Source organism: Blattabacterium sp. DPU, from assembly GCF_011290385.1.
GTDB lineage: Bacteria > Bacteroidota > Bacteroidia > Flavobacteriales > Blattabacteriaceae > Blattabacterium.
This window is the reverse complement of sequence record NZ_CP049785.1, coordinates 278578-300873: the sequence shown is the minus strand read 5'-3', so window position 1 is coordinate 300873 and position 22296 is coordinate 278578. Positions and strand designations below refer to the sequence as shown.

The 22296-nt window shown below is 24.6% G+C and carries 22 protein-coding genes and 1 other RNA gene; 10 read left to right on the top strand and 13 right to left on the bottom strand.

Annotation, left to right across the window (positions count from 1 at the left end; genetic code table 11):
• Positions 1–99: 99 nt before the first annotated feature.
• Positions 100–1995 carry a molecular chaperone DnaK gene (gene dnaK / locus G9C01_RS01435; RefSeq protein WP_166265481.1) on the top strand — a complete coding sequence of 632 codons (1896 nt, stop codon included), beginning with the start codon at positions 100–102 and terminating at the stop codon, positions 1993–1995.
• Positions 1996–2025: 30 nt separating this feature from the next.
• On the opposite strand, the gene G9C01_RS01430 is transcribed toward dnaK, so the two are convergent.
• From G9C01_RS01430 to rsfS, 4 genes are read right to left on the bottom strand one after another with little or no spacing between them, the layout of a single operon-like run.
• Positions 2026–2694: a phosphatidylserine decarboxylase family protein gene (locus G9C01_RS01430; protein WP_166265478.1), complete on the bottom strand. Its 669-nt coding sequence runs from the start codon at positions 2692–2694 to the stop codon at positions 2026–2028.
• Between the two features lie 24 nt (positions 2695–2718).
• Positions 2719–3543, bottom strand: a complete 825-nt coding sequence (locus tag G9C01_RS01425) for a phosphatidate cytidylyltransferase (protein ID WP_166265475.1) — start codon at positions 3541–3543, stop codon at positions 2719–2721.
• Between the two features lie 12 nt (positions 3544–3555).
• Positions 3556–5505, bottom strand: coding sequence for an ATP-dependent zinc metalloprotease FtsH (gene ftsH / locus G9C01_RS01420; RefSeq protein ID WP_166265472.1), 1950 nt, complete (start codon positions 5503–5505; stop codon positions 3556–3558).
• 39 nt (positions 5506–5544) lie between these two features.
• On the bottom strand, positions 5545–5868 hold the full coding sequence (gene rsfS / locus G9C01_RS01415; RefSeq protein ID WP_166265469.1) for a ribosome silencing factor: 324 nt from the start codon (positions 5866–5868) through the stop codon (positions 5545–5547).
• A gap of 88 nt (positions 5869–5956) precedes the next feature.
• Here rsfS and G9C01_RS01410 point away from each other — a divergent pair, with 88 nt between their 5' ends.
• Positions 5957–6718 (top strand): biotin--[acetyl-CoA-carboxylase] ligase, encoded by a 762-nt coding sequence (locus G9C01_RS01410; RefSeq protein ID WP_166265466.1) that lies wholly within the window; start codon positions 5957–5959, stop codon positions 6716–6718.
• Here G9C01_RS01410 and yidC read toward each other — a convergent pair.
• A complete protein-coding gene (gene yidC / locus G9C01_RS01405) occupies positions 6705–8501 on the bottom strand; it encodes a membrane protein insertase YidC (RefSeq protein WP_166265463.1) in 1797 nt (598 codons plus the stop codon). The two genes, G9C01_RS01410 and yidC, sit on opposite strands and share 14 nt — an antisense overlap.
• Positions 8498–10120 (bottom strand): CTP synthase, encoded by a 1623-nt coding sequence (locus G9C01_RS01400; protein ID WP_166265460.1) that lies wholly within the window; start codon positions 10118–10120, stop codon positions 8498–8500. Before G9C01_RS01400 ends, yidC begins: the two co-directional genes overlap by 4 nt.
• Before the next feature lie 112 nt (positions 10121–10232).
• Here G9C01_RS01400 and ffs point away from each other — a divergent pair.
• Both ffs and clpX read left to right on the top strand, forming a co-directional pair.
• An RNA gene (gene ffs / locus G9C01_RS01395) (signal recognition particle sRNA small type) lies at positions 10233–10333 on the top strand.
• A gap of 17 nt (positions 10334–10350) precedes the next feature.
• On the top strand, positions 10351–11559 hold the full coding sequence (gene clpX, locus G9C01_RS01390; protein WP_166265457.1) for an ATP-dependent Clp protease ATP-binding subunit ClpX: 1209 nt from the start codon (positions 10351–10353) through the stop codon (positions 11557–11559).
• Between the two features lie 4 nt (positions 11560–11563).
• Here the strand turns inward: clpX and obgE are convergent, their stop codons facing one another.
• From obgE to lpdA, 3 genes are all read right to left on the bottom strand, one after another.
• The gene (gene obgE / locus G9C01_RS01385) at positions 11564–12553 is read right to left on the bottom strand and encodes a GTPase ObgE (protein WP_166265454.1); all 990 of its coding nucleotides are present in this window, start codon (positions 12551–12553) and stop codon (positions 11564–11566) included.
• Positions 12554–12563: 10 nt separating this feature from the next.
• Positions 12564–13142, bottom strand: a complete 579-nt coding sequence (locus tag G9C01_RS01380) for a nucleoside monophosphate kinase (protein WP_166265451.1) — start codon at positions 13140–13142, stop codon at positions 12564–12566.
• Positions 13143–13250: 108 nt separating this feature from the next.
• A complete protein-coding gene (gene lpdA / locus G9C01_RS01375; protein ID WP_166265449.1) occupies positions 13251–14648 on the bottom strand; it encodes a dihydrolipoyl dehydrogenase in 1398 nt (465 codons plus the stop codon).
• Positions 14649–14774: 126 nt separating this feature from the next.
• Between lpdA and fsa the strand changes: the two genes are divergently transcribed.
• Entirely contained in the window at positions 14775–15437 is a 663-nt protein-coding gene (gene fsa / locus G9C01_RS01370) for a fructose-6-phosphate aldolase (protein WP_166265447.1), read from the top strand.
• Here the strand turns inward: fsa and G9C01_RS01365 are convergent.
• The 4 genes from G9C01_RS01365 to G9C01_RS01350 form a co-directional block, all read right to left on the bottom strand.
• The gene (locus G9C01_RS01365; RefSeq protein WP_166265444.1) at positions 15434–15745 is read right to left on the bottom strand and encodes a hypothetical protein; all 312 of its coding nucleotides are present in this window, start codon (positions 15743–15745) and stop codon (positions 15434–15436) included. The genes fsa and G9C01_RS01365 overlap by 4 nt on opposite strands.
• Positions 15745–16251 carry a ferritin gene (locus tag G9C01_RS01360; protein ID WP_166265441.1) on the bottom strand — a complete coding sequence of 169 codons (507 nt, stop codon included), beginning with the start codon at positions 16249–16251 and terminating at the stop codon, positions 15745–15747. Before G9C01_RS01360 ends, G9C01_RS01365 begins: the two co-directional genes overlap by 1 nt.
• Positions 16221–17135: a 4-hydroxy-tetrahydrodipicolinate synthase gene (gene dapA / locus G9C01_RS01355; RefSeq protein WP_166265438.1), complete on the bottom strand. Its 915-nt coding sequence runs from the start codon at positions 17133–17135 to the stop codon at positions 16221–16223. The genes G9C01_RS01360 and dapA overlap by 31 nt, the downstream gene beginning before the upstream one ends.
• A gap of 99 nt (positions 17136–17234) precedes the next feature.
• Complete coding sequence (locus tag G9C01_RS01350) at positions 17235–17507, bottom strand: RNA recognition motif domain-containing protein (RefSeq protein WP_166266394.1); 273 nt, start codon at positions 17505–17507, stop codon at positions 17235–17237.
• 182 nt (positions 17508–17689) lie between these two features.
• Here G9C01_RS01350 and pncB point away from each other — a divergent pair, with 182 nt between their 5' ends.
• From pncB to secG, 5 genes are read left to right on the top strand one after another with little or no spacing between them, the layout of a single operon-like run.
• The gene (pncB, locus tag G9C01_RS01345; RefSeq protein ID WP_166265435.1) at positions 17690–18862 is read left to right on the top strand and encodes a nicotinate phosphoribosyltransferase; all 1173 of its coding nucleotides are present in this window, start codon (positions 17690–17692) and stop codon (positions 18860–18862) included.
• Between the two features lie 54 nt (positions 18863–18916).
• Positions 18917–20239, top strand: a complete 1323-nt coding sequence (miaB, locus tag G9C01_RS01340) for a tRNA (N6-isopentenyl adenosine(37)-C2)-methylthiotransferase MiaB (RefSeq protein ID WP_166265432.1) — start codon at positions 18917–18919, stop codon at positions 20237–20239.
• A gap of 22 nt (positions 20240–20261) precedes the next feature.
• Positions 20262–21515: a sigma-54 interaction domain-containing protein gene (locus tag G9C01_RS01335; RefSeq protein WP_166265429.1), complete on the top strand. Its 1254-nt coding sequence runs from the start codon at positions 20262–20264 to the stop codon at positions 21513–21515.
• On the top strand, positions 21505–22002 hold the full coding sequence (locus tag G9C01_RS01330) for a hypothetical protein (protein ID WP_166265426.1): 498 nt from the start codon (positions 21505–21507) through the stop codon (positions 22000–22002). The genes G9C01_RS01335 and G9C01_RS01330 overlap by 11 nt, the downstream gene beginning before the upstream one ends.
• 4 nt (positions 22003–22006) lie before the next feature.
• Complete coding sequence (gene secG / locus G9C01_RS01325) at positions 22007–22252, top strand: preprotein translocase subunit SecG (RefSeq protein WP_166265423.1); 246 nt, start codon at positions 22007–22009, stop codon at positions 22250–22252.
• Positions 22253–22296: the final 44 nt, after the last annotated feature.

Genomic DNA, 22296 nt, shown 5'->3' with positions numbered 1-22296 from the left:
TTTTATTGTCAGAGTTTCTATTCCTTTTATTTATAACATTATGGCATAATGATTGGAGTGCTATTCAATGAAATTAACATATGAAAAAAACGTAACAAAATGAGTAAAATTATAGGAATAGATCTAGGAACAACAAATTCTTGTGTCGCTGTTATGGAAATCAATGATCCTGTTGTTATCCCTAATTCAGAAGGAAAAAGAACTACCCCATCTATAGTGGCTTTTGTTGAAGGAGGAGAAAGAAAAATAGGTGATCCCGCAAAAAGACAAGCTGTTACTAATCCTCAAAAAACTATTTTTTCAATAAAAAGATTTATGGGGAGAATGTATTCAGAAGTCACTGAAGAATTGAAACATATTCCTTATAAAGTAATAAAAGGAGGAAATAATACTCCTCGTGTTGATATAGAAAAAAGATTATACGCTCCCCAGGAGATATCTGCTATGATTTTGCAAAAAATGAAAAAAACAGCTGAAGATTATCTGGGAGAAGAAATTAATAGAGCAGTGATTACTGTTCCTGCTTATTTTAATGATGCACAAAGACAAGCAACGAAAGAAGCTGGAGAAATAGCAGGATTAAAAGTAGAAAGAATAATAAATGAACCTACTGCTGCTGCTTTAGCATATGGATTAGACAAAAGTAATCAAAATAAAAAAATTGTTGTATACGATTTAGGAGGAGGAACTTTTGATGTTTCTATATTAGAATTGGGAGATGGAGTTTTTGAAGTTTTATCAACTAATGGAGATACTCATTTAGGAGGTGATGATTTTGATCAAGTTCTCATTAATTATTTAGCTAATGAATTCAAATCCAAAGAGTCCTTGGATTTAAGAAAAGATCCTATGGCTTTACAACGTTTAAAAGAAGCGTCTGAAAAAGCTAAAATAGAATTATCTTCTTCAAATCAAACAGAAATAAATCTTCCTTATATTACAGCTACAGAATCAGGTCCTAAGCATTTGGTTTTAACATTAACTCGTTCAAAATTTGAACAATTATCCGAAAAATTAATACAACGTTCTATAAGTCCTTGTTATAAAGCATTGAAAGATGCAAATTTAACTACTAAAAATATAGATGAAGTGATTTTAGTAGGAGGATCCACACGTATTCCAAAAGTACAAGAAGAGGTAGAAAAATTTTTTGGTAAAAAACCATCTAAAGGAGTAAATCCAGATGAAGTCGTCGCTATTGGAGCGGCTATACAAGGAGGAGTATTAACAGGAGATGTACAAAATGTATTATTATTAGATGTAACACCTTTGTCTTTAGGAATTGAAACTTTAGGAGGCGTTTTTACTAAACTTATAGAATCTAATACAACTATACCAACTAAAAAATCAGAAATTTTTTCTACAGCATCTGATAACCAATCAGCCGTAACCATACGTGTAGGACAAGGCGAAAGACCTATGTTTAATGATAATAAAGAAATAGGTCGTTTTGATTTATTAGATATTCCTCCAGCACCCAGAGGAATTCCTCAAATTGAGGTAACTTTTGACATAGATGCGAATGGAATACTTAATGTATCTGCAAAAGATAAAGGAACAGGAAAAGAACAGTCTATACGTATTGAAACCTCCTCTGGTTTAAATCAAGAAGAGATAGAAAAAATGAAAAAAGAGGCAAAAGAAAATGCCCAAAAAGATGAAAAAATAAAACAAGAAATAGAAAAATTAAATGCGGCAGATAATCAAATATTTCAATCTGAAAAACAATTAAAAGATTATGGGGATAAATTATCTGAAAATAATAAAAAAAATATAGAAAATTCTTTAAAAAAATTGAAAGAAGCTCACTTTAAAAAAGATTTTACTTCTATTGAAAATTACATGAAAAAATTAAACGAAGCTTGGACTAATGCTTCTCAAGAAATTTATAATACAAAAAATGCAAATCAACAATCAAATAAAAAAGAAGATGAAGAAAAAAGTAATAAAGGAAATGGAAATGTACAAGATGTAGATTATGAAGAAGTAAAATAAAAAAAATGAGTTTGTTATAAAGGGAGTTTGTTATAATGGAATAATGGAAATCATAGTTATTCCTCCAATAACTTTTTCTCCCTTTTTTACTAAAATTATAGAATTTAATGGTAAGAAAATATCAACCCTGGATCCAAATTTAATAAATCCAAACTCTTCTCCTTTTTTCACTATAGAATTTTTTTTTGCATAAATAATAATACGTCTAGCCAAAAAACCAGCTATTTGTCTAAATAATATTTTTTTTCCTTTATTTGTTTCTATTACTGTTGTTGTATGTTCATTATGTAATGAAGATTTAGGTAGCCAAGCTATTATATATTTTCCAGGATGATATTTCACATAAATAATTTTTCCAGAAACAGGAAATCTATTAACATGTACATTAAAAGGAGACATAAAAACAGAAATACATATACAGTTTTTATGGAAAAATTCATTTTCAAAAATTTTTTGTATACTCAAAATTTTTCCATCAGCAGGGGATATGATTATTTCTTTATTTTCATTTTCATAAATTCCATTAAAATTTCTTTTTGGATTTCTAAAAAAAAAAATTAAGAAAAAATAAAAAATAATAAAAAAACATGATAAAAAAACAAAAATTAGTCTAGAAAATAAATAAAAAGAAAAAAATATTAATAATAATATGATGATTAGTGTATATTTTAAAAATGACATTCCTTCTTTATGAATCATGATTATAAAATTTTATAATTTTTTTTAGAAAATATAAATAAGACTTGTTACTATAGTGGCTACTATAGGAATTACAAAAATAAAACTATCGAATCTATCCAAAAATCCTCCATGACCAGGAAACAAAATACCTGAATTTTTTACACTACAAGATCTTTTAATTATAGATTCTACAAGATCTCCTATAGTAGAAAAAATGGGGACCGAAAAAGATAAAATAAACCAATATTTTTCTCCCCATGTTTTGTACAAAAAAAATCCTAATATTATACAAGAAAATAAACCTCCAATAACCCCTTCTATTGATTTTTTTGGAGAAATAGATATAGCTATTTTCCTTTTCCCCCATTTCTTTCCTATTAAATAAGATAAAGAATCATTTGTCCATATTAAAATAAATATTCCTAAAATTAATTGTTTACCATGATCTATTATTGTATATATGTAAGAAGCTAAATAGAATGGCATAATTACATATACTAAACCAAAAATTAGATGACTTACTTGCCCTATTTTTTCTTTGTGAGAATATTTTTTAGAGAATAACTGAATTATTAAAAAAATTATAGAGTAAGGAATAAAACAAATTATGTATGGAATTAATCCTTTTTCCTTTTCAAGAAAAATATCGATGAAAATCGATAATAAAAAAAATGGAAAAGTAATTTTAATTAAAACTATGTTTGTTTTTAATATTAATAACAATTCAAATAAACAAAAAAAAGACAATATCATCATTACTATTCTGAATATTTTTTCTCCTTTTTCAATGGAAAAAATAATTGTAACAACATAAATTAAACCAGTGAAAATTCTTATTATAATGTCTAAATATTTTTTTTTTTTCATTAGTATAAAAATCTAAGTACTTTGATTAACAGTACTTAACATATCACCAATTTCATCAGGATAAGGTCTTTCTCCAAATATTTTTTTCAAATCTTCTCTAAAAATAACTTCTTTTTCCAATAATTCATTGGCCAACATAGATAATTTTTTTTCATTATTCTTCAGTATATTTTTAGCTCTTTGATATTGTTCTGTTATAATTTTAGATATTTCTTCATCTATAATTTGAGCCGTTTTTTCACTATAAGGTTTAGAAAAAGATAATTCGTTTTGTCCTGTAGAATCATAATAGGAAATATTTCCTATTTTTTCATTTAATCCAAAAATAACCACCATAGACTGAGCTTGTTTAGTGACTCTTTCTAAATCATTTAAAGCTCCAGTAGATATATTACTAAATATGATTTCTTCTGCTGATCTTCCCGCTAACAATGCACATATTTCATCTTTCATTTGTTCTGGAGTTGTTAATTGTCTTTCTTCTGGAAGATACCATGCAGAACCTAAAGATCGACCTCTTGGAACTATAGTCACTTTTACTAGAGGGGCTGCATGTTCTAATAACCAACTTATTGTAGCATGCCCCGCTTCATGATAAGCGATTCTTTTTTTTTCATTGGGTTTAATGATTTTATTTTTTTTTTCTAAACCTCCAATAATACGATCTATTGCATCAAGAAAATCTTGATTTTTTATTTGAGAACTATTTTTTCTAGCTGCAATAAGAGCAGATTCATTACAGACATTAGCAATGTCTGCTCCACTAAATCCTGGAGTTTGTCTTGATAAAAAATCTATATCTACATTTTCAGACAATACTAATCTTTTGAGATGAACTCGAAATATTTCTTTTCTTTCATTTAATTCCGGGGGATCTACTAATATAGTACGATCGAAACGACCCGGTCGAAGTAAAGCTTTATCCAAAATATCGGATCGATTAGTAGCCGCTAATACAATTACATTAGTATGAGTTCCAAATCCATCCATTTCTGTTAAAAGTTGATTTAAAGTGTTTTCTCTCTCATCATTAGATCCAGCTATGCTACTTTTTCCACGAGCTCTTCCTATAGCATCTATTTCGTCTATAAATATTATACATGGAGATTTTTCTTTAGCTTTTTCAAATAAATCTCTTACTCTGGAAGCTCCTACTCCAACAAACATTTCTACAAAGTCTGATCCAGATAAAGAAAAAAAAGGAACTTTTGCTTCTCCAGCTACAGCTTTTGCTAATAATGTTTTTCCTGTTCCTGGGGGTCCTATCAATAAAGCTCCTTTAGGAATTTTTCCTCCTAGTTTAGTATATTTTTGGGGACTTTTTAAAAAGTCTACTATCTCCTGAACTTCTTCTTTAGCTCCTTCTAACCCAGCAACATCTTTAAATGTTATTTTTACATTATCATTTTCATCAAATAATTTAGCTCTAGATTTTCCTATATTAAATATTTGTCCTCCAGGGCCTCCACTAGCAGATCCTATTCTTCTAAATAAAAAAATCCAAAAAATAATCAATAATATAAAAAATATACCATAATCAAATAAAAATTTAGTTATGGTATACTCTTGTTGATTTTTAAAATCAATAATAGTATTTAAATTGTATTTTTTTTTGTATTCTTCAAATTTTTTCTGAAAAAATTGTAAATCTCCTATTTCAAATTCATATTGTAATGACTGTGTCATAAATCTTCTTCCAGATTCATGATTATTAATAATATTATGATTGGAATTATTAAATGGTAAAAATTCTTTTTTTAAATATACATATACTATTTCTTTATGTTTTACTATAATCTTTTCAACTTCTCCTTTAGATAGAATATCAAAAAAAGTATCCTGATCTATTTTTTTGGGATTAGAAAAAGAAGATTTAAAAAAAAATATACCCAAAAATATAGCAAATATAACTGCGTATACCCAAAAAAAGTTACTTTTACTTTTTATTTTTTTATCTATCATATAAATTTCCTCATTACTTAATTTTTTTAAATAAGAATTTTATTCAATATTATGATTCCAAATATTTTCTATATTATAATACAATCTTATCTTTTTTTGAAAAATATGGACAACAATCGAAATGTAATCAACTAAAATCCATTCTCTATTTTTTAATCCTTCAATATGATATGGTTTTTTTTGTAATTTTTCAATTGTTATTTTTTCTATGGATTGAGAAATAGCATATACTTGATTATGAGAATCTCCATTACAAATAACAAAATAATCACAAATAAAATTTTCTTTGTTTTTTAAATTTATAATAGATATATCTTTTCCTTTAACCATTTGAATTCCTTCTATGATTTTATTTAATAACAAAACAAAAATTATTATTTTTTAATTAATATAAACAAAAATAAGGTTTTCGTTTCAAAGAAATTAAATTTTACAAACAATATAAAACATTTTGAAAAAATTTATTTGGCCTATAAATCTAATTGTGTTGGAAAAAATTAATTCTACAAATCAGTATGCCAGAAAATATATTTCTGAATATAATTGGACAGTTATTTGGACAATGAATCAAACTCAAGGAATAGGAATGGATCAAAAATTATGGTATACAGAAAAAAAAAAAAATTTAACTTTTAGCATTATTTTGAAACCCATTAAAATTTTATATGCAAAAAAAAAACATATAATAAATATTATTACAAGTAATGCTATACATAAAATTTTATCTAAATACTATAATCAGAAAAATAAAGAAAAAATTTGGATTAAATGGCCAAACGATATTATTGCGAATAATAAAAAAATAGGTGGAATTCTAATAGAAAATAGTATTTTTTCCCAAAAAATTCATACAATTATTATTGGAATAGGCTTGAATGTGAATCAAGAACAATTTTCAAAAAATTGGAATGCTTCTTCTTTAAAAAAAATTTTTGATCTAAATTTTGATTTAGATTCCTTGTTTTACACAATTATATATTACATTCAAAAAGAATATCTTTTTTTCACAATTTTAGGAGAAAAATTTATACGAAAGTATTATCTTACACATTTGTATCTAAAGGATCAAATTTCCATTTTTTATATTTATAAAACAAACAATTACATATTAGGAATAATACGATCTATAACAGATCAAGGTTTTTTAATAATAGAATTTAACAAAAAATTCTATTTTTTTGATCATAAAGAAATAAAATTTATTCCTTCATAGGATTTTTATATTTTTTATTTCCTATTTTTTTAATCATCTCTTTCCAAGAGTTATGTTTTATCATTTTTTTTTCTTGAATTTTTAAAAAAATTTTTTTTTCATCTAATATTAATTCCTTAATAAAAAAGAAAAATCCAATGTTAATTATATTAGATATAAAATAATATAAAGATAATGCAGAGGCATAACTATTTATAAAAAATAACATAACAATAGGCATTAAATATAATAAAAAATTCATATCCGAAACAGAAGAATTATTCTCATTTTGAGAAAAATCATTTTTTCCATCATTACTAAGTTTTGTATATACTAATAATGCTAAAGAATATAATAGAGTTAATAAACTTACATGATTTCCATAAAAAGGAATGAAGAAAGGTAATTTTAAAATTGAATCATATGAAGTTAAGTCCTCTACCCACAAAAAAGATTTTCCCCTCAAATTAATTAAAGTAGGAAAAAATTTAAATAAAGAATAAAAAATAGGAATTTGAAATAATGTAGAAATACATCCAGACATTGGATTGATTCCTACATTATGATATAATTCCATTATAGCTCTCTGTTTCTTCAATACATCTCCCTTATATTTAGAATTTAATTTTTCTATTTCTGGACGAATCAACTTCATCATGGCACTTAATTTATATTGTTTGTAAGTAATCGGATACAATATAAGTTTCACGACTATAGTCATCAAAATAATAATAATACCATAATTTAAATTTGTTCTTTCCAAAAATTGAAAGACTACTAAAAAAAAATATTTATTAATCCATTTAAGAAACCCCCATCCAAATGGAATTATATTTTCAAAATTATTTTGATATTTTTTTAATAAATTCAAATCTAAAGGACCAAAATAAAATCGAAAAGAAGAATGAATTTCTTTATTTTCATTTGTATTTATAAATGTATTTAATTGAATTTTTTTTAAAAAAGATCCAGAAAAAAAATTTTCAGATTTAATAAAAACATTTTTTAATTTTTTATCGGGAATAAAAATAAAAGAAAAAAATTGTTGTTTATGAGCTATCCAATTTGTTTCATCTATATTTTTATCTTCTGTTTTTTTCTCAGATAAATATTTTACAGAAGAAATAGAATTTTCATTAAAAATAGAATAATAAACTTGAGTATAAGAATTTTCCCAATCTCTATCCTTTTCTAAGGATAAAATATTATGTTCTAATCTTAAATGACATCTATATCCTTCCTTAAAAAAAGAAGAAAAATTTTGAGTTCTAATAGAAAAATGAATATCATATTGATTTTCTCTTATTTTATATATATAATCTATAAATCCTTTTCCATAAGGATTAGTAGCTCTCATTATTAGGATTTTTATTCCATTTTTTTCATTTTTTACGAATAAAAAAGGTTTAAAATATAAAAGGTTTGTATCAATATTAAATCCTTTTTTATTTTGAAAAAATAATTTGTATTCTAGACTAAAATTTTTTATTAAATAAAGGTTTTTAGCATGATGTGATAATGAATCATCATATGATTTATATTTTTTTAAAATAACATCACTAATAATTCCTCCTAAACTAGACAGTTTAAATTTTAAAACATTATTTTCTAATAGAAAAAAATTATTTTTTTTATTGTTATCTGTTCTAAAAATTTCTTTTTTTACAACAAATTTTTTATGGTTAAAATTTAATTCTTTTTCTTTATATTCTTTATAGTTGTTAAAATAAGTAAAAGTTATTAAAACAAATAATATAAGAACTAATCCTATGATAGAGCTATAATCTAAATTTCTATTCCTCATATATAAGAAGAATTCTGAGAATCTATAGATACTTGTATAAAATTAGTAAATAAGGGATGTGGATTTGTTACTGTACTTTGATATTCTGGGTGATATTGAACTCCTAAAAAAAAAATATGATTTTCTAATTCTAATGCTTCTACTAAACCTGTTTCCGGATTGATACCAACTGCTTTCATTCCAGCATTAGAAAAATATTTTAAATAATTATTATTAAACTCATATCTATGACGGTGTCTTTCAAAAATTTCTTTTTTTCCTCCATAAATAGAAAATATTTTAGATCCTTCTACAAGAGAACATTTCCAATTTCCTAAACGCATTGTTCCTCCTATATGAGTTGATTTTTTTTGTTTTTCCATTAAACTTATTACTGGATGAGATGTATTCGGATTAGTTTCATGACTCTCTGCTTTTTTGAATCCCAATACATTTCTAGCAAATTCTACTACAGCAATTTGCATGCCTAAACATATTCCAAAAAATGGAATTTCATTTTCCCTTGCATATTTTGCCGCAAGTATTTTTCCTTCTATTCCTCTATTTCCAAATCCTGGAGCAACTAAAATTCCTGAAATTCCTTTAAAATATTTTTTTAAATTTTTTTCTTTAATCATTTCTGAATAAATCCATTTTATATTAACATAAGTTTCATTTTCTGTTCCTGCATGAATTAAAGCTTCTATAATTGATTTATAAGAATCGTGTAAAGAAACATATTTTCCTACTAATGCTATTTTAGTCTCAAATTTTGGATTTTTATGTTTTTTAATAAAAATTTTCCATTTTTTTAGATTTGGAATAGGAAGAGTAGATAGATTTAAATGATTTAATACTACTTCATCAAAATTTTGTAAATGTAATAAACAAGGAATTTCATATATAATTTTGGTATCTATTGATTCAATAACATGTTTTGGTTTTACATTACAAAATAATGCCAATTTTTTTCTAATATTATTGGATATATGTTTCTCTGTTCTACAAACTATAATGTCTGCTTGTATTCCATTTTCCATCAAATTTCGGACAGAATGTTGCGTTGGTTTTGTTTTAATTTCTCCAGTAACTGTTATATAGGGAAGTAATGTTAAATGAATAACTAATCCATTAAATTTTCCTAATTCCCATTTTAATTGACGTACTGATTCAATATAAGGTAAACTTTCAATATCTCCTACAGTTCCTCCTATTTCAGTAATAATAATATCACAATTACGAGATTCTCCAAGAATTTTAATCCGTCTTTTAATTTCATTAGTAATATGAGGAATAACTTGTACAGTTGTTCCTAAATAATATCCTTTTCTTTCATTATCTATTACAGTTTTATATATTAATCCAGATGTTACATTATTTTCTTTAGTTGTCGGTTGATTTAAAAATCGTTCATAGTGTCCTAAATCTAAATCAGTTTCTGCTCCATCTTTTGTAACAAAACATTCTCCATGTTCATAAGGATTTAAAGTTCCCGGATCTATATTAAAATAAGGATCTAATTTTAATATAGAAACTTTATACCCTCTAGCTTTCAATAACATACCTAATGAAGCAGAAATAATTCCTTTCCCTAACGAAGAAGTTACACCTCCTGTAACAAAAATATATTTTGTTTTCATCAAAATAACAATAAAACAACCCAATTGGGTAAAAAATATGAATAACCTAAATAAATAATTATTATTCAAAAAACAGGAATTTATGATTTTTTTTTTATATTTACCAAACTAGGGACAAGTCCTACACAATCAGCTCCCTATAACTCCTCCAGGGTGGGAACACAGCAAAGGTAATTAGGTAGTAGCGATGTGATGTAGTTTAGCTTGTCCCTTTAAAAAGAAATCTCTGTATGGAAGATTCATTAAAATGTAATTTTTGTGGTAGGAATAAAAATAATATTACTTTTCTTGTATCAGGAATAAATGGACACATTTGTAATTTATGTATAGAAAAAACTTATTCCATAATTCATAAAAAATTTTATGAAAAAAATACTCATAAAAATAATAACGAATTTATCGAAATCAAAAAACCTAAAGAGATTAAAACTTTTTTAGATCAATATGTTATAGGACAAAATGAAGCAAAGAAAATTCTGTCCGTTGCTGTTTATAACCATTATAAACGCATTCAAAAACAAAATAGTACAAAAAAAAATATAGAAATAGAAAAATCTAACGTATTATTAATTGGAAATACAGGAACAGGAAAAACATTATTAGCAAAAAGTATATCAAAACTATTAAAAGTTCCTTTTGCTATAGCTGATGCAACGACTTTGACTGAAGCTGGATATGTGGGAGAAGATGTAGAATCTATTTTAACTAAATTATTACAATCTGTTAATTATGATATAGATTCTGCTGAAAAGGGAATTATTTTTTTAGACGAAATAGATAAAATTTCTAGGAAAAGTAATAATCCTTCTATTACTAGAGATGTATCGGGAGAAGGAGTTCAACAAGCATTACTTAAAATATTGGAAGGATCTGTAATTAATGTTCCACCCCAAGGAGGAAGAAAACATCCAGATCAAAAAATGATACAAGTAAATACTGAAAATATATTATTTATAGGTGGAGGAACTTTTGATGGAATGGAAAAAATTATTTCTGACAGAATAGAAAAAACATCTATAGGTTTTATCACTAAGAAAAGAAAAAAAATAGATAGTGAAAAAAATGGTTTAGAAAATAATATTCTTGCTGAAGATTTAAAAAAATTTGGATTAATTTCTGAAATAATCGGAAGATTTCCTGTTATTACCTATTTAAATCCATTAAATAAAAATATGTTAAAAAAAATCTTAGTTGAACCTAAAAATGCTTTAATCAAGCAATATAAAAAATTGTTTGATATGGATCATATATCTTTAAATATAACAGATGAAGCACTAAATATTATAGTAGATCAAACTTTACAATTAGGGTTAGGAGCTAGAGGATTACGAACATTTTGTGAAAAAATATTTGTAGATTATATGTTTGACATAGAAAATATTCAACCAACACTAAATATAGATCAAGATATTGTAAAACAAAAACTTTTTTGTTCTTAAAAAATTATTTTTTAATCATTTCCCATAATTTTTGTATTAATTCAGATAATCCTTCTTTTGTAAAAGAAGAAATAAATACAATATCTTCTTTGAATTTATTAAAAAAAGATTCTCTTATTTTCTTTTTTTTTTCATCTTTTATTAAATCTGATTTAGATATTGCTAATAAACGTTTTTTTTTCAAAAAATTCGAGTTAAATTTTTTTAATTCATTTAATAAAATAAAGTATTCTTTTTTTTTATTTTTCGTATCTGATGAAATTAAAAATAATAAAACAGAATTTCGTTCTGCATGTCTTAAAAAATCATGTCCTAATCCTTTTCCTTCGGAAGCTTTTTCTATAATTCCTGGAATATCAGCTACTAAAAAAGAATTAAAATCTGTTTTCACTACTCCTATATGTGGAATTGTAGTTGTAAAAGCAAAATTTCCTATTTTGGGTTTTGCTCTTGTAATTGTTGAAAGTAAAGTAGATTTTCCAGTATTAGGAAAACCTATAAATCCTACATCTGCTAAAATTTTCAATTCTAAAAAAATCCAATTTCCTTTTGTTTTAATTCCCGGTTGTGCATAATAAGGAGATTGACAAATTGAATTTTTAAAAAAAACATTTCCTTTTCCACCTTTCCCACCTCTGAATAAAACTTCTTTTTGAAAATTTTGGGTTATTTCCATTATTATATTTTTTTTTTCATCTTTTACTATAGTACCTATAGGTACTTCTATTAATAAATCCTTTCCATTTGCTCCAGTTATATTATTTCCTTTTCCAGGAAGTCCAGATTTAGCTATCCAATGTTTATGATATCTTAAATGTAAAAAAGTATGAATATGAGAATTTCCTTGAATAAGAATATTTCCTCCTTTTCCTCCTGATCCTCCATCAGGCCCTCCTCTATTTACAGATTTATCCCTATAAAAATGAATAGATCCTGACCCTCCATCTCCACTTTTACAAAAAATTCTTATAAAATCTACAAAACAATTTTTCATGAAATTATTTTTATAAAAGATTTATAATTTTCTTTTCTACAAAAAAAGAAATTTGTTCAACAGATAAAGAAGCATTTAATCTTATTATATTATTTTTCCATTTATAATTTTTCCATATTAAAGAAGTTTCTTTTTCGTATTCTTTTATTCTTCTTTGAACCGTAATAATATTCGTGTCATCATTACGATAACTCGTTTTTCCTCTTTTTAATAATCTATTTATTATCAAATTTTTTTGAATAAAAAAATAGAAAATTATATTAATTTTTCCTAAACAAAATTTTTTTAATATTTTTTCTAAAGAAAAGATTTGATTTTTAGTTCTAGGATATCCATCATAAATAATTCCTTTAGCATTAAAATATTTTTGTATTTCTATGTAAAACATATTTGTAGTAATTGCATCAGGAACTAATATTCCTTTATTTATGTAACAACTTGCTAGTTTCCCCAGATTAGTTTTTTTTTTCATATGATCTCTAAATATCATTCCAGTAGATAGGTGTATGAAACCAAATTTATTTGATATGATTTTAGCTTGAGTTCCTTTTCCACAACCTGGTGGGCCAAACAATATAATATGTATCATAAAACAATAAAATTATGAATTTCATGTAAACATGTAAAAAAAGTAGATGTATAATCCGTATTATATGCGGAAATATAGAAGAAAGTAATATATTTTTAATTGATTTATTTACAAATGAATAGACTTACCATAAGCGTTAGCTATAGATTCTACAATAGATTCACTTAATGAAGGATGGGGATGTATACTTCCTAAAATTTCATAGCTAGTTGCTTCCAATTTTCTAGCAACTACCACTTCTGAAATCAAATCTGTAACATGATTTCCTATCATATGACATCCTAACCATTCATCATATTTTTCATCAAAAATGACTTTCACAAAACCATCAGTATTTTCATCAGAAATAGATCTGCCTAAAGCACTAAAAGGAAATTTTCCTATTTTAATTTGAAATCCTTTTTTTTTAGATTCTTGTTCTGTATAACCTACTGAAGCAATTTCAGGAAGCGAGTAAACACATTTTGGAACATTATTGTAATCTATTTTTTGACAATTTAAACCTTTTATATTATCAATGCAATTTATGGCTTCATGCGATGCAATATGAGCTAAAGAAGGAGTTTTAATAACGTCTCCGATTGCATAATATCCATCTATATTTGTGCGGTAATTTTCATCTACGACTATAAATCCTTTTTCTGTTTGAATTCCTATTTCATCTAATCCAATACATTTTATATTGGGAATAACGCCTGTAGCGTATAATATAATATCTGCTTTTAATACAATATTTTCTGATTGGGTTTTGATTTCTACTTCATAATTTTCATTCTTATAAATTATTTTATTTATACTAGAGGACACATAGTTTTTAATTCCTATTTTATTAAAAGAATATTTTAAATAATCAGAAATATCCTGATCTCCATTAGGAAATAAATTAGAACATATTTCGATAATCGTTACTTTTGTTCCCATAGAATGATAAAAATAAGCAAATTCTAATCCTATTGACCCAGAACCTATGATTATTATTCTTTTTGGTAAAGAAGATAAGGATAAAGCTTCTCTATATGTTATAATTTTTTTTTCATTATATTGAAATTTTATATTTTTATCAATTTTTGGAATCGCACCAGTAGCAATAATAATATGTGAGGCAGAATGTTCTTCTTCGCTTTTTTTATTTTTGAAAATTTCTATTTTTTTTCCTTTTTTTAACCGTGCTTTTCCATAAATTACATGAATTCCATTTTTTTTCATTAGAAATGAGACTCCTTTTTTTATTTTATCAACAATTTTTCTACTTTTAGAAATAATTTTAGGGTAGTCTATTTCAATACTTTCATTTTTTATTCCAAATAATTCTCCATTTTTTTTTATGGATTGTAAAATTTTTGCGCTATTCAAAAGTGATTTAGTAGGAATACATCCCCAATTTAAGCAAATACCTCCAAGAGATTCTTTTTCTACCACAGCTGTTTTCATTCCAAGTTGTGCTGCTCGTATGGAAGCTACATACCCCCCAGGTCCACTTCCTAAAATAATAACATCGAAATGCATAATCGTAATATTAATAAAATAAATTTACAGATTTTTCTATTTTTATTGATTGTATAAATTATTATAAAATAAGAGTTATTTATTAAAAATGTTATAAATTTGCAATTATACTAATGAAACATTTTTATGAAATTTTTTATAGATACAGCTAATTTAGAAGAAATTGATGAAGCAAGATCATTGGGTATGTTGGATGGTGTTACAACAAATCCATCTTTAATATCAAAAGAATCTGTATCCAATCAAAGAGATGTTCACAAACATTATATATCTATATGTAAACGTTTAAAAAATGACGAAAATGTAAGTATAGAAGTCATTAGCACTAGTTATCATGATATGGTAAAAGAAGGAGAAGAATTAGCTCTTCTACATCCAAAAATTGTAGTAAAAATACCCATAACAAAAAATGGAATTAGAGCTATTAAACATTTTTATAATAAAAAAATAAAAACTAATTGCACTCTTATTTTTTCTATGGGACAAGCTCTATTAGCGGCTAAAGCTGGAGCTAGTTATATTTCTCCATTTTTAGGTAGATTAGATGATGTATCTTATAACGGATTAAATTTAATACAAAACATAAAAAATGTGTATGATACTTACCATTTTAAAACAAAAATATTAGCAGCTTCTATACGGAATCCTTTACATATTACAGAATGTTCTAAAATTGGAATACATGCCGTGACTTCTCCTATAAATGTCATTCGTTCTTTATTGAATCATCCATTAACTGATATAGGATTGAATAAGTTTATAAAAGATTTTCAGAATAAAATAAATTAAATTTTTATTTTTTCAGATAATAAATATTGAATAGAAATAGATGTAGCTTTTGGAAGTTTTTCATAAAATCTGGATAACTCAATTTGTTCTTTATTTTCAAAAATTTCTTCCAGATTATTTTTATTTATAAAATTGAATTCCTCCAACTTATTATATAAATCTTCTTTGATTTGATTGTTTATTTTTTGGCTTATTTTTTCCAAAATACATATAGTTTCGTATATATTTTTTCCTGATTTTTTTTCTAATTGAACACAATCTATAGTCTCTGTATTTATTGGAACATTAACATCTTTCAAAAAATTCATCATAATTTTTTATTTTTATGGATATTTTTCATGTCTTTGTCAAATAAATATAATCCACCTTTATCTCCCCCTATTAATTCGATTTTATCCAAAATCATTTTAATCAAAGCTTCTTCTTCTATTTGTTCTTCAACATACCATTGTAAAAAATTATATGTAAAATAATCTTTTTCTTGCAAAGAAACTTCTACTAAAGAATTTATTTCTTTGGAAATTTTTTGTTCATGTTCAAATAATTTCAAAAACAAATCTTTTAGAGATATATATGTTATATTAATAATTGATATATTATTATCCAAAAAAACATTTCCTCCTCTTTTATTAATGTATCTAATCAACTTTAACATATGGATTCTTTCTTCATTTGAATGATCATATAAAAATTCACATATTCCTTCATAACCTTTTTTTTCTATACAAGAAGCCATATATAAATATATATGAGAAGATTCTAATTCTCTATTTAGTTGTCTTATTAATCCTTTTTGTATTTTTTCATTGAACATAATTCATTATTATTTAGTAAATGTAATATTTTTTTTCTTAAATAATGAGATCCAACTAACAATGGTAATCTTACATATGAATTACATATTCCTATTATATCTAATAAAGTTTTGATTCCTGTAGGATTTCCTTCTTCATAAATAATATCTATAATCTCAATAATATTATAAAAGATAGAAAAAGCTTTTTTAACATTATTCTCCTCTCTTGCTAAGGAGACCATATTAGAAATTTTTTCAGGAAGTCCTTGAGCAATCACAGAAATAAGACCTTCTCCCCCACCTAAAATAACTGGTAATGCCATAAAATCATCTCCTGATATTACACTAAAATTTTTGGGTCTATTCTTTAAAATATTATAAGATTGCAAAATATTTCCTGACGCTTCTTTTATTCCTATTATATTTTTGAAATCATGAGATAAACGTAAAACCGTATCCGGTATAATATTAGATCCAGTTCTCTTAGGTACATTATACAGAATAATATTAGCCTCCGTACAATTAACAATAGATTTGAAATGTTGATATATTCCTTCTTGAGATGGTCTATTATAATAAGGAGAAACTGAAAGAATAGCATAAAAATCAGATAAGTTTTTTATGCTATTTATTTTTCTTATAACATTTTCTGTATTATTTCCTCCTATTCCCAATACTAAAGGAAGTTGTTTATAATTAGTACTTTGAATACATTTTACAACATCCCATTTTTCTTCTTCTTTTAGAGTAGCTGTTTCTGCTGTTGTTCCCAATGCAACTAAATAATCAACATTATTATCCAAAACATATTTTACAAGTTTTTCAAGTCCATTGAAATCAATTTTTCCATCCTTTTTAAAAGGGGTAACTAACGCTACACCTGTTCCGTATAATTTTTCCATATATTAGTAGTATATATTAGCTTCATTATAAATTAATTAATCATTTTAAAATAAAACAGATGTAAGCGTATATAAACACGAAATAATGATTAAAAACGACTAATAGTCTCTTCTTATTCTTGGCCTTGCTACAGATACAATAATATTCCTCCCCATAAGTTCTGTTCCATTTAATTTTTCTATAGCTTGTTTTGCATTTTCTTCATTTGACATTTCTATAAAACCAAATCCTTTACTTTTTTTATTTGATGTAGATTCATCAAAAATTATTTTAGCATGAGTCACTTCTCCTACAGATTCGAAATATTTTTTTAATTCTTGTTCTGTCATATCATAAGATAAATTCCCTACGTATAGTTTCGTATTGTCCATATTAAAAATAAATTGTTTTAAAAGCAAATTTAGAAAAATATTTTTTCTAAAAAAGAAAAATATATTACTTAATGCAAAAGAAAGCAATTTAAATAATTGATTTATTTTATTATTGCAAATAATTGATAAAATTCAAAAATTTTATTTTTAAATTTTTCAATAAATGTTAAAGAATATCTTTAATGAATAATTTTTCTATTGTATCATCATTATTAGATAATGATTTTTATAAGTTTACCATGCAAAATGCTGTCATAAAATTATTTCCATTTGCAAAAGCGAAATATGAATTTATAAATAGAGGAAGTCATCCTTTTCCTAAAAATTTTGCTAAAATATTGAAGGAAAATTTAAATAAAATGGCTTATTTAAAACTTTCAAATGAAGAAAGAATCTATTTAGAAAAATATTGCCCTTATTTAGATTCTTCTTATTTAGATTTTTTAAATAAATATCAATATAATCCAAAAGAAGTAAATATTCTTCAAAAAGGAGAAAATATACAAATGCATATAGAAGGATTATGGAGTAGTACTATATTATGGGAAGTTCCTTTAATGGCGATAATGTCTGAACTATATTATAAATTAACAGGAGCTAGAAAAATATCCGAAAAAAAAATAACGAAAATAACTAAAGAAAAATTAAAAAAATATAAAAAATTACAAGTTAAAATTGTAGAATATGGAACAAGAAGAAGATATTCTTATAAAGTCCATAAATTAGTATTAAAAATATTAACAGAAGAAGGCCCTCCTTTCTTCATAGGAAGCAGTAATGTTCATTTTTCTCATATCTTTTCAATTAAACCGATAGGAACTCAAGGACATGAATGGATTATGTTTCATGCAGCAAAATATGGATTTAACATAGCTGATTGTGTAGCTATGGAAAATTGGTTGAACATTTATAAAGGAAATTTAGGAATAGCTTTATCCGATACATATACATCCCCAATTTTTTTTAAAAACTTTAATAAGAAACTGTCCAATCTTTTTAAAGGAGTAAGACATGATAGTGGAGATCCTATTTTTTTTGCCAAAGAAACAATAAAACATTATAAAAAATTTAAAATAAATCCTATAAGAAAAAAAATTATATTTTCGGACAATCTAGATCCACATAAAGTGGCTTATATTTCTTCTTTTTGTAGAAATAAAATAAATACCTGTTTTGGAATAGGAACTAATTTCACTAATGACGTAGGTTTACCTTCAATGAACATTGTCATAAAAATGGTTAAAGCTCTTCCAAAAAAAAAATGGATATCAGTGGTAAAACTTTCTAATGTTCAAGAAAAATCTACAGGTGAAAAAAATATGATTTTTTTAGCCAAAAAAATTCTTCATATATAAGAAATAGTTATTATTTTACTATGTCATAATGACATTAATATATTTAAAAAATATATGAAAAATAAAAGTTTTTATATTGAAAATTATGGTTGTCAAATGAACATATCAGATAGCGATATTGTTACTTCTATTTTATCAAACCATGGGTTTGTTTTATCTGAAAACGTAGATAAAGCAGATATAATATTGTTAAACGCTTGTTCTATTAGAGAAAAAGCAGAATTAGCTATAAAAAAAAAATTAGAACAATTAAAATTTTTTAGAAAAAAGAAAAAAATTTGGATTGGAATTATAGGATGTTTTTCAAAACAAATTAAAAATTTTTTATTGAAAGAAAAAATAGTAGATTTTTTCGTAAATCCAGATTCTTATAGAGAAATTCCTAATTTTATTTATTATTCTATAATGGGAAAACAATATTTTTATGATAAAAAGAAAAAAAATGAAACTTATGCTGATATAAATTTTGTAAAAAGAAAACAAAATGATCAAAAAATAACAACTTTTTTAAGCATAACAAGAGGTTGTAATAATATGTGTACATTTTGTATCGTTCCTTTTACTAGAGGTAGAGAAAGAAGTCGAGATCCATATTCTATAATTGAGGAATGTAAACGTTTATATCATAATGGATATAAAGAAATAACTCTTTTAGGACAAAATGTAGATTCTTATTTATGGATAGAAGAAAATAGAACTGTAGATTTTTCACAACTTTTGGATTTTTTAGCTAGAGAAATTCCTTTTATGAGAATTAGATTTTCTACATCTAATCCTCATGATATGTCTGATAAAGTATTAAAAGTAATTTCTCAACATAAAAATATTTGTAAACATATTCATTTACCTGTTCAATCTGGAAGCAATAAAATATTAAAATTAATGAACAGAAAATATACACGAGAAAAATATCTTTTTTTAGTTAAAAAAATTAAAAATATTATACCTGGATGTTCTATTTCTCATGATATAATGACTGGATTTTGTAATGAGAAAGAGGAAGATCACCAGGATACTATAAGTTTAATGAATAAAATTAAATATAATTATGGATACATGTTTTCTTATTCTCCTAGACCTGGAACTTATGCATATAGAAAATTAAAAGATAATGTACCTGAAAATATTAAAAAAAGACGATTAAAAGAAATTATTGATTTACAAAGAAAACATTCATTTTATAGGATGCAAGAACATTTAGGAAATGTAGAAGAAGTTTTAGTAGAAGGAGAATCAAAAAAAAATAACCAATATTGGTATGGAAGAAATACACAAAATATAGTTGTAGTTTTTCCTAAAAAAAACTTAAATATAGGGGATTTAGCTCATGTAGAAATAACAAATGCTACATCTGCAACTTTAATAGGAAAACATTGAAAATGATGTAAAAAATAAAAACATGGAATCCATCTTTATCCAAAATGTTAAACAAAAATTTGGAATTATTGGATATGATTATGCTTTGCATAGAGCCTTAGAAAAAGCGACACAAGTAGCTCCTACTGATATTTCTGTATTAGTTCTTGGAGAGAGTGGAGTAGGAAAAGAATTTATTCCAAAAATTATTCACCAATATTCTTCTAGAAAACATCATGATTATATTGCGGTAAATTGTGGGGCTATTCCAGAAGGAACTATTGATAGTGAACTTTTTGGACATGAAAAGGGATCTTTTACAGGAGCTACAAATATGCGAAAAGGTTATTTTGAAGTAGCAAATGGAGGTACTATTTTCCTAGATGAAGTAGGAGAATTACCCTTAACAACACAAGTCCGTCTTCTCAGAATATTAGAATCTGGAGAATTTATGAAGGTAGGGTCTTCTAAAATTCAAAAGACTAATATACGTATTGTAGCAGCTACTAATTTAAATATGACAGAATCAATACAAAAAGGAAAATTTAGAGAAGATTTATATTATCGTTTAAATACGGTACAAATTAATGTGCCTTCTTTACGTTCTCGTAAAAATGATATTAAATTTTTATTAAAAAAATTTTCCAATGATTTTTCAGAAAAATATCATATGCCTCCAGTTATATTTACCGAAGAATCTTTAAATTATTTAGAAAATTATTCTTGGCCTGGAAATATTAGACAATTAAAGAATTTTGTAGAACAAATTTCTGTAGTGGAAACTAAACGTGAAATTTCTGCAAAAAAATTAAAAGAATATATTCCAGAAAATATTCCATCGATATCTTTTTCTAATCATCATGTACATAATGTAATAGATACATCTTTTCATAATAGAGAAAGAGATTTTCTTTATAAAATTCTATTTGATATGAAACAAAATTTGAATGATTTAAAAAACATTACTTTTCAATTGATTAAAAATAATTCTAATGCTAGATTTATTGAAAAAAATCAACCACTTATGGAAAAAGTTTTTGGAAAAATAATTGATAATAGAAATGATTCAATTTTTCAATTAGAAGATTCATCTAAATCAAAAAAAGATTTAGATTATGAAGAAGTAGAAGAAAATTTATCGAAAAATAATTTATCTTCTTTTTCTTTACAAAAAAAAGAAATAGAATTTATTCGAAAAGCCTTGAAGAAAAATAATGGAAAAAGAAAAAAGGCAGCAAAAGAATTAGGAATTTCAGAAAGAACATTATATAGAAAAATTAAACAGTATGGATTATAAAAAAATTATTTTTTTTTTCATGTTTTTTATGATAGTCAGTTGTTATCATTCATCTTTTTCATCATTATTTGATGCAAATAAGACAATAGAAATAGGAGATATTTCAGAAGTAGTTAATATACCTAAAAGATCTATTTCTTTTGATTTTAAGAAAAGTATTGAAGAATATATTATGAAACATAATCCTTCTAATTTAGTATTGAAAAATGGGGATGTTGTTTTGGAAGGTGTTTTTCTACATTATGCCATTATTCCAATGGAAAATTATCCGTTAAAAAAAATTAAAGTAACAGCGAAAATATCTTACAAAGATCAAATTGAACCTGAAAAAAGTTGGGAAGAAAATTTTACTGTATCCGAAGAATTTTATAATAAAAAAAATCTTTTTTCAAAAGAAATTATTGACAAAATAATAGAAAAATTAACAATTCAGGTATATCATAAAATATTTCACGATCCAAATAATAATTGGCAAATCACAAAATAAACATATGGAAAACATATCTATAATTATATTTGGATTTTTTATCATTATAATGTGTCTTTTACTTATATTGATGATTTTAGTACAAAATCCTAAAAAAGAAAGTATTCATCAATCTTTTATGGAGAAAAATTTTAGATTTTTTGGAATTAAGAGAACAAATACATTTTTAGAGAATATTACTTGGATTTTGTCTATTATTATATTTTTTTTAATTTTATTTTTCAATTTTTTTCTAAAATCAAAACATTAAATAAAATATGCCATAATGGCATTTAGTCTCGTTAAAATAAAAAA

Coding starts and splice junctions, on each gene's coding strand:
- lpdA (WP_166265449.1), bottom strand. CDS start 14,648: ATGCATTTCGATGTTATTATTTTAGGAAGTGGACCTGGGGGGTATGTA.
- G9C01_RS01400 (WP_166265460.1), bottom strand. CDS start 10,120: ATGAAAACAAAATATATTTTTGTTACAGGAGGTGTAACTTCTTCGTTA.
- secG (WP_166265423.1), top strand. CDS start 22,007: ATGGAAAACATATCTATAATTATATTTGGATTTTTTATCATTATAATG.
- G9C01_RS01335 (WP_166265429.1), top strand. CDS start 20,262: ATGGAATCCATCTTTATCCAAAATGTTAAACAAAAATTTGGAATTATT.
- G9C01_RS01430 (WP_166265478.1), bottom strand. CDS start 2,694: ATGATTCATAAAGAAGGAATGTCATTTTTAAAATATACACTAATCATC.
- G9C01_RS01425 (WP_166265475.1), bottom strand. CDS start 3,543: ATGAAAAAAAAAAAATATTTAGACATTATAATAAGAATTTTCACTGGT.
- pncB (WP_166265435.1), top strand. CDS start 17,690: ATGAATAATTTTTCTATTGTATCATCATTATTAGATAATGATTTTTAT.
- yidC (WP_166265463.1), bottom strand. CDS start 8,501: ATGAGGAATAGAAATTTAGATTATAGCTCTATCATAGGATTAGTTCTT.
- fsa (WP_166265447.1), top strand. CDS start 14,775: ATGAAATTTTTTATAGATACAGCTAATTTAGAAGAAATTGATGAAGCA.
- G9C01_RS01360 (WP_166265441.1), bottom strand. CDS start 16,251: ATGTTCAATGAAAAAATACAAAAAGGATTAATAAGACAACTAAATAGA.
- G9C01_RS01365 (WP_166265444.1), bottom strand. CDS start 15,745: ATGAATTTTTTGAAAGATGTTAATGTTCCAATAAATACAGAGACTATA.
- ftsH (WP_166265472.1), bottom strand. CDS start 5,505: ATGATAGATAAAAAAATAAAAAGTAAAAGTAACTTTTTTTGGGTATAC.
- obgE (WP_166265454.1), bottom strand. CDS start 12,553: ATGAAAAATTGTTTTGTAGATTTTATAAGAATTTTTTGTAAAAGTGGA.
- clpX (WP_166265457.1), top strand. CDS start 10,351: ATGGAAGATTCATTAAAATGTAATTTTTGTGGTAGGAATAAAAATAAT.
- miaB (WP_166265432.1), top strand. CDS start 18,917: ATGAAAAATAAAAGTTTTTATATTGAAAATTATGGTTGTCAAATGAAC.
- G9C01_RS01380 (WP_166265451.1), bottom strand. CDS start 13,142: ATGATACATATTATATTGTTTGGCCCACCAGGTTGTGGAAAAGGAACT.
- G9C01_RS01350 (WP_166266394.1), bottom strand. CDS start 17,507: ATGGACAATACGAAACTATACGTAGGGAATTTATCTTATGATATGACA.
- G9C01_RS01330 (WP_166265426.1), top strand. CDS start 21,505: ATGGATTATAAAAAAATTATTTTTTTTTTCATGTTTTTTATGATAGTC.
- dnaK (WP_166265481.1), top strand. CDS start 100: ATGAGTAAAATTATAGGAATAGATCTAGGAACAACAAATTCTTGTGTC.
- dapA (WP_166265438.1), bottom strand. CDS start 17,135: ATGGAAAAATTATACGGAACAGGTGTAGCGTTAGTTACCCCTTTTAAA.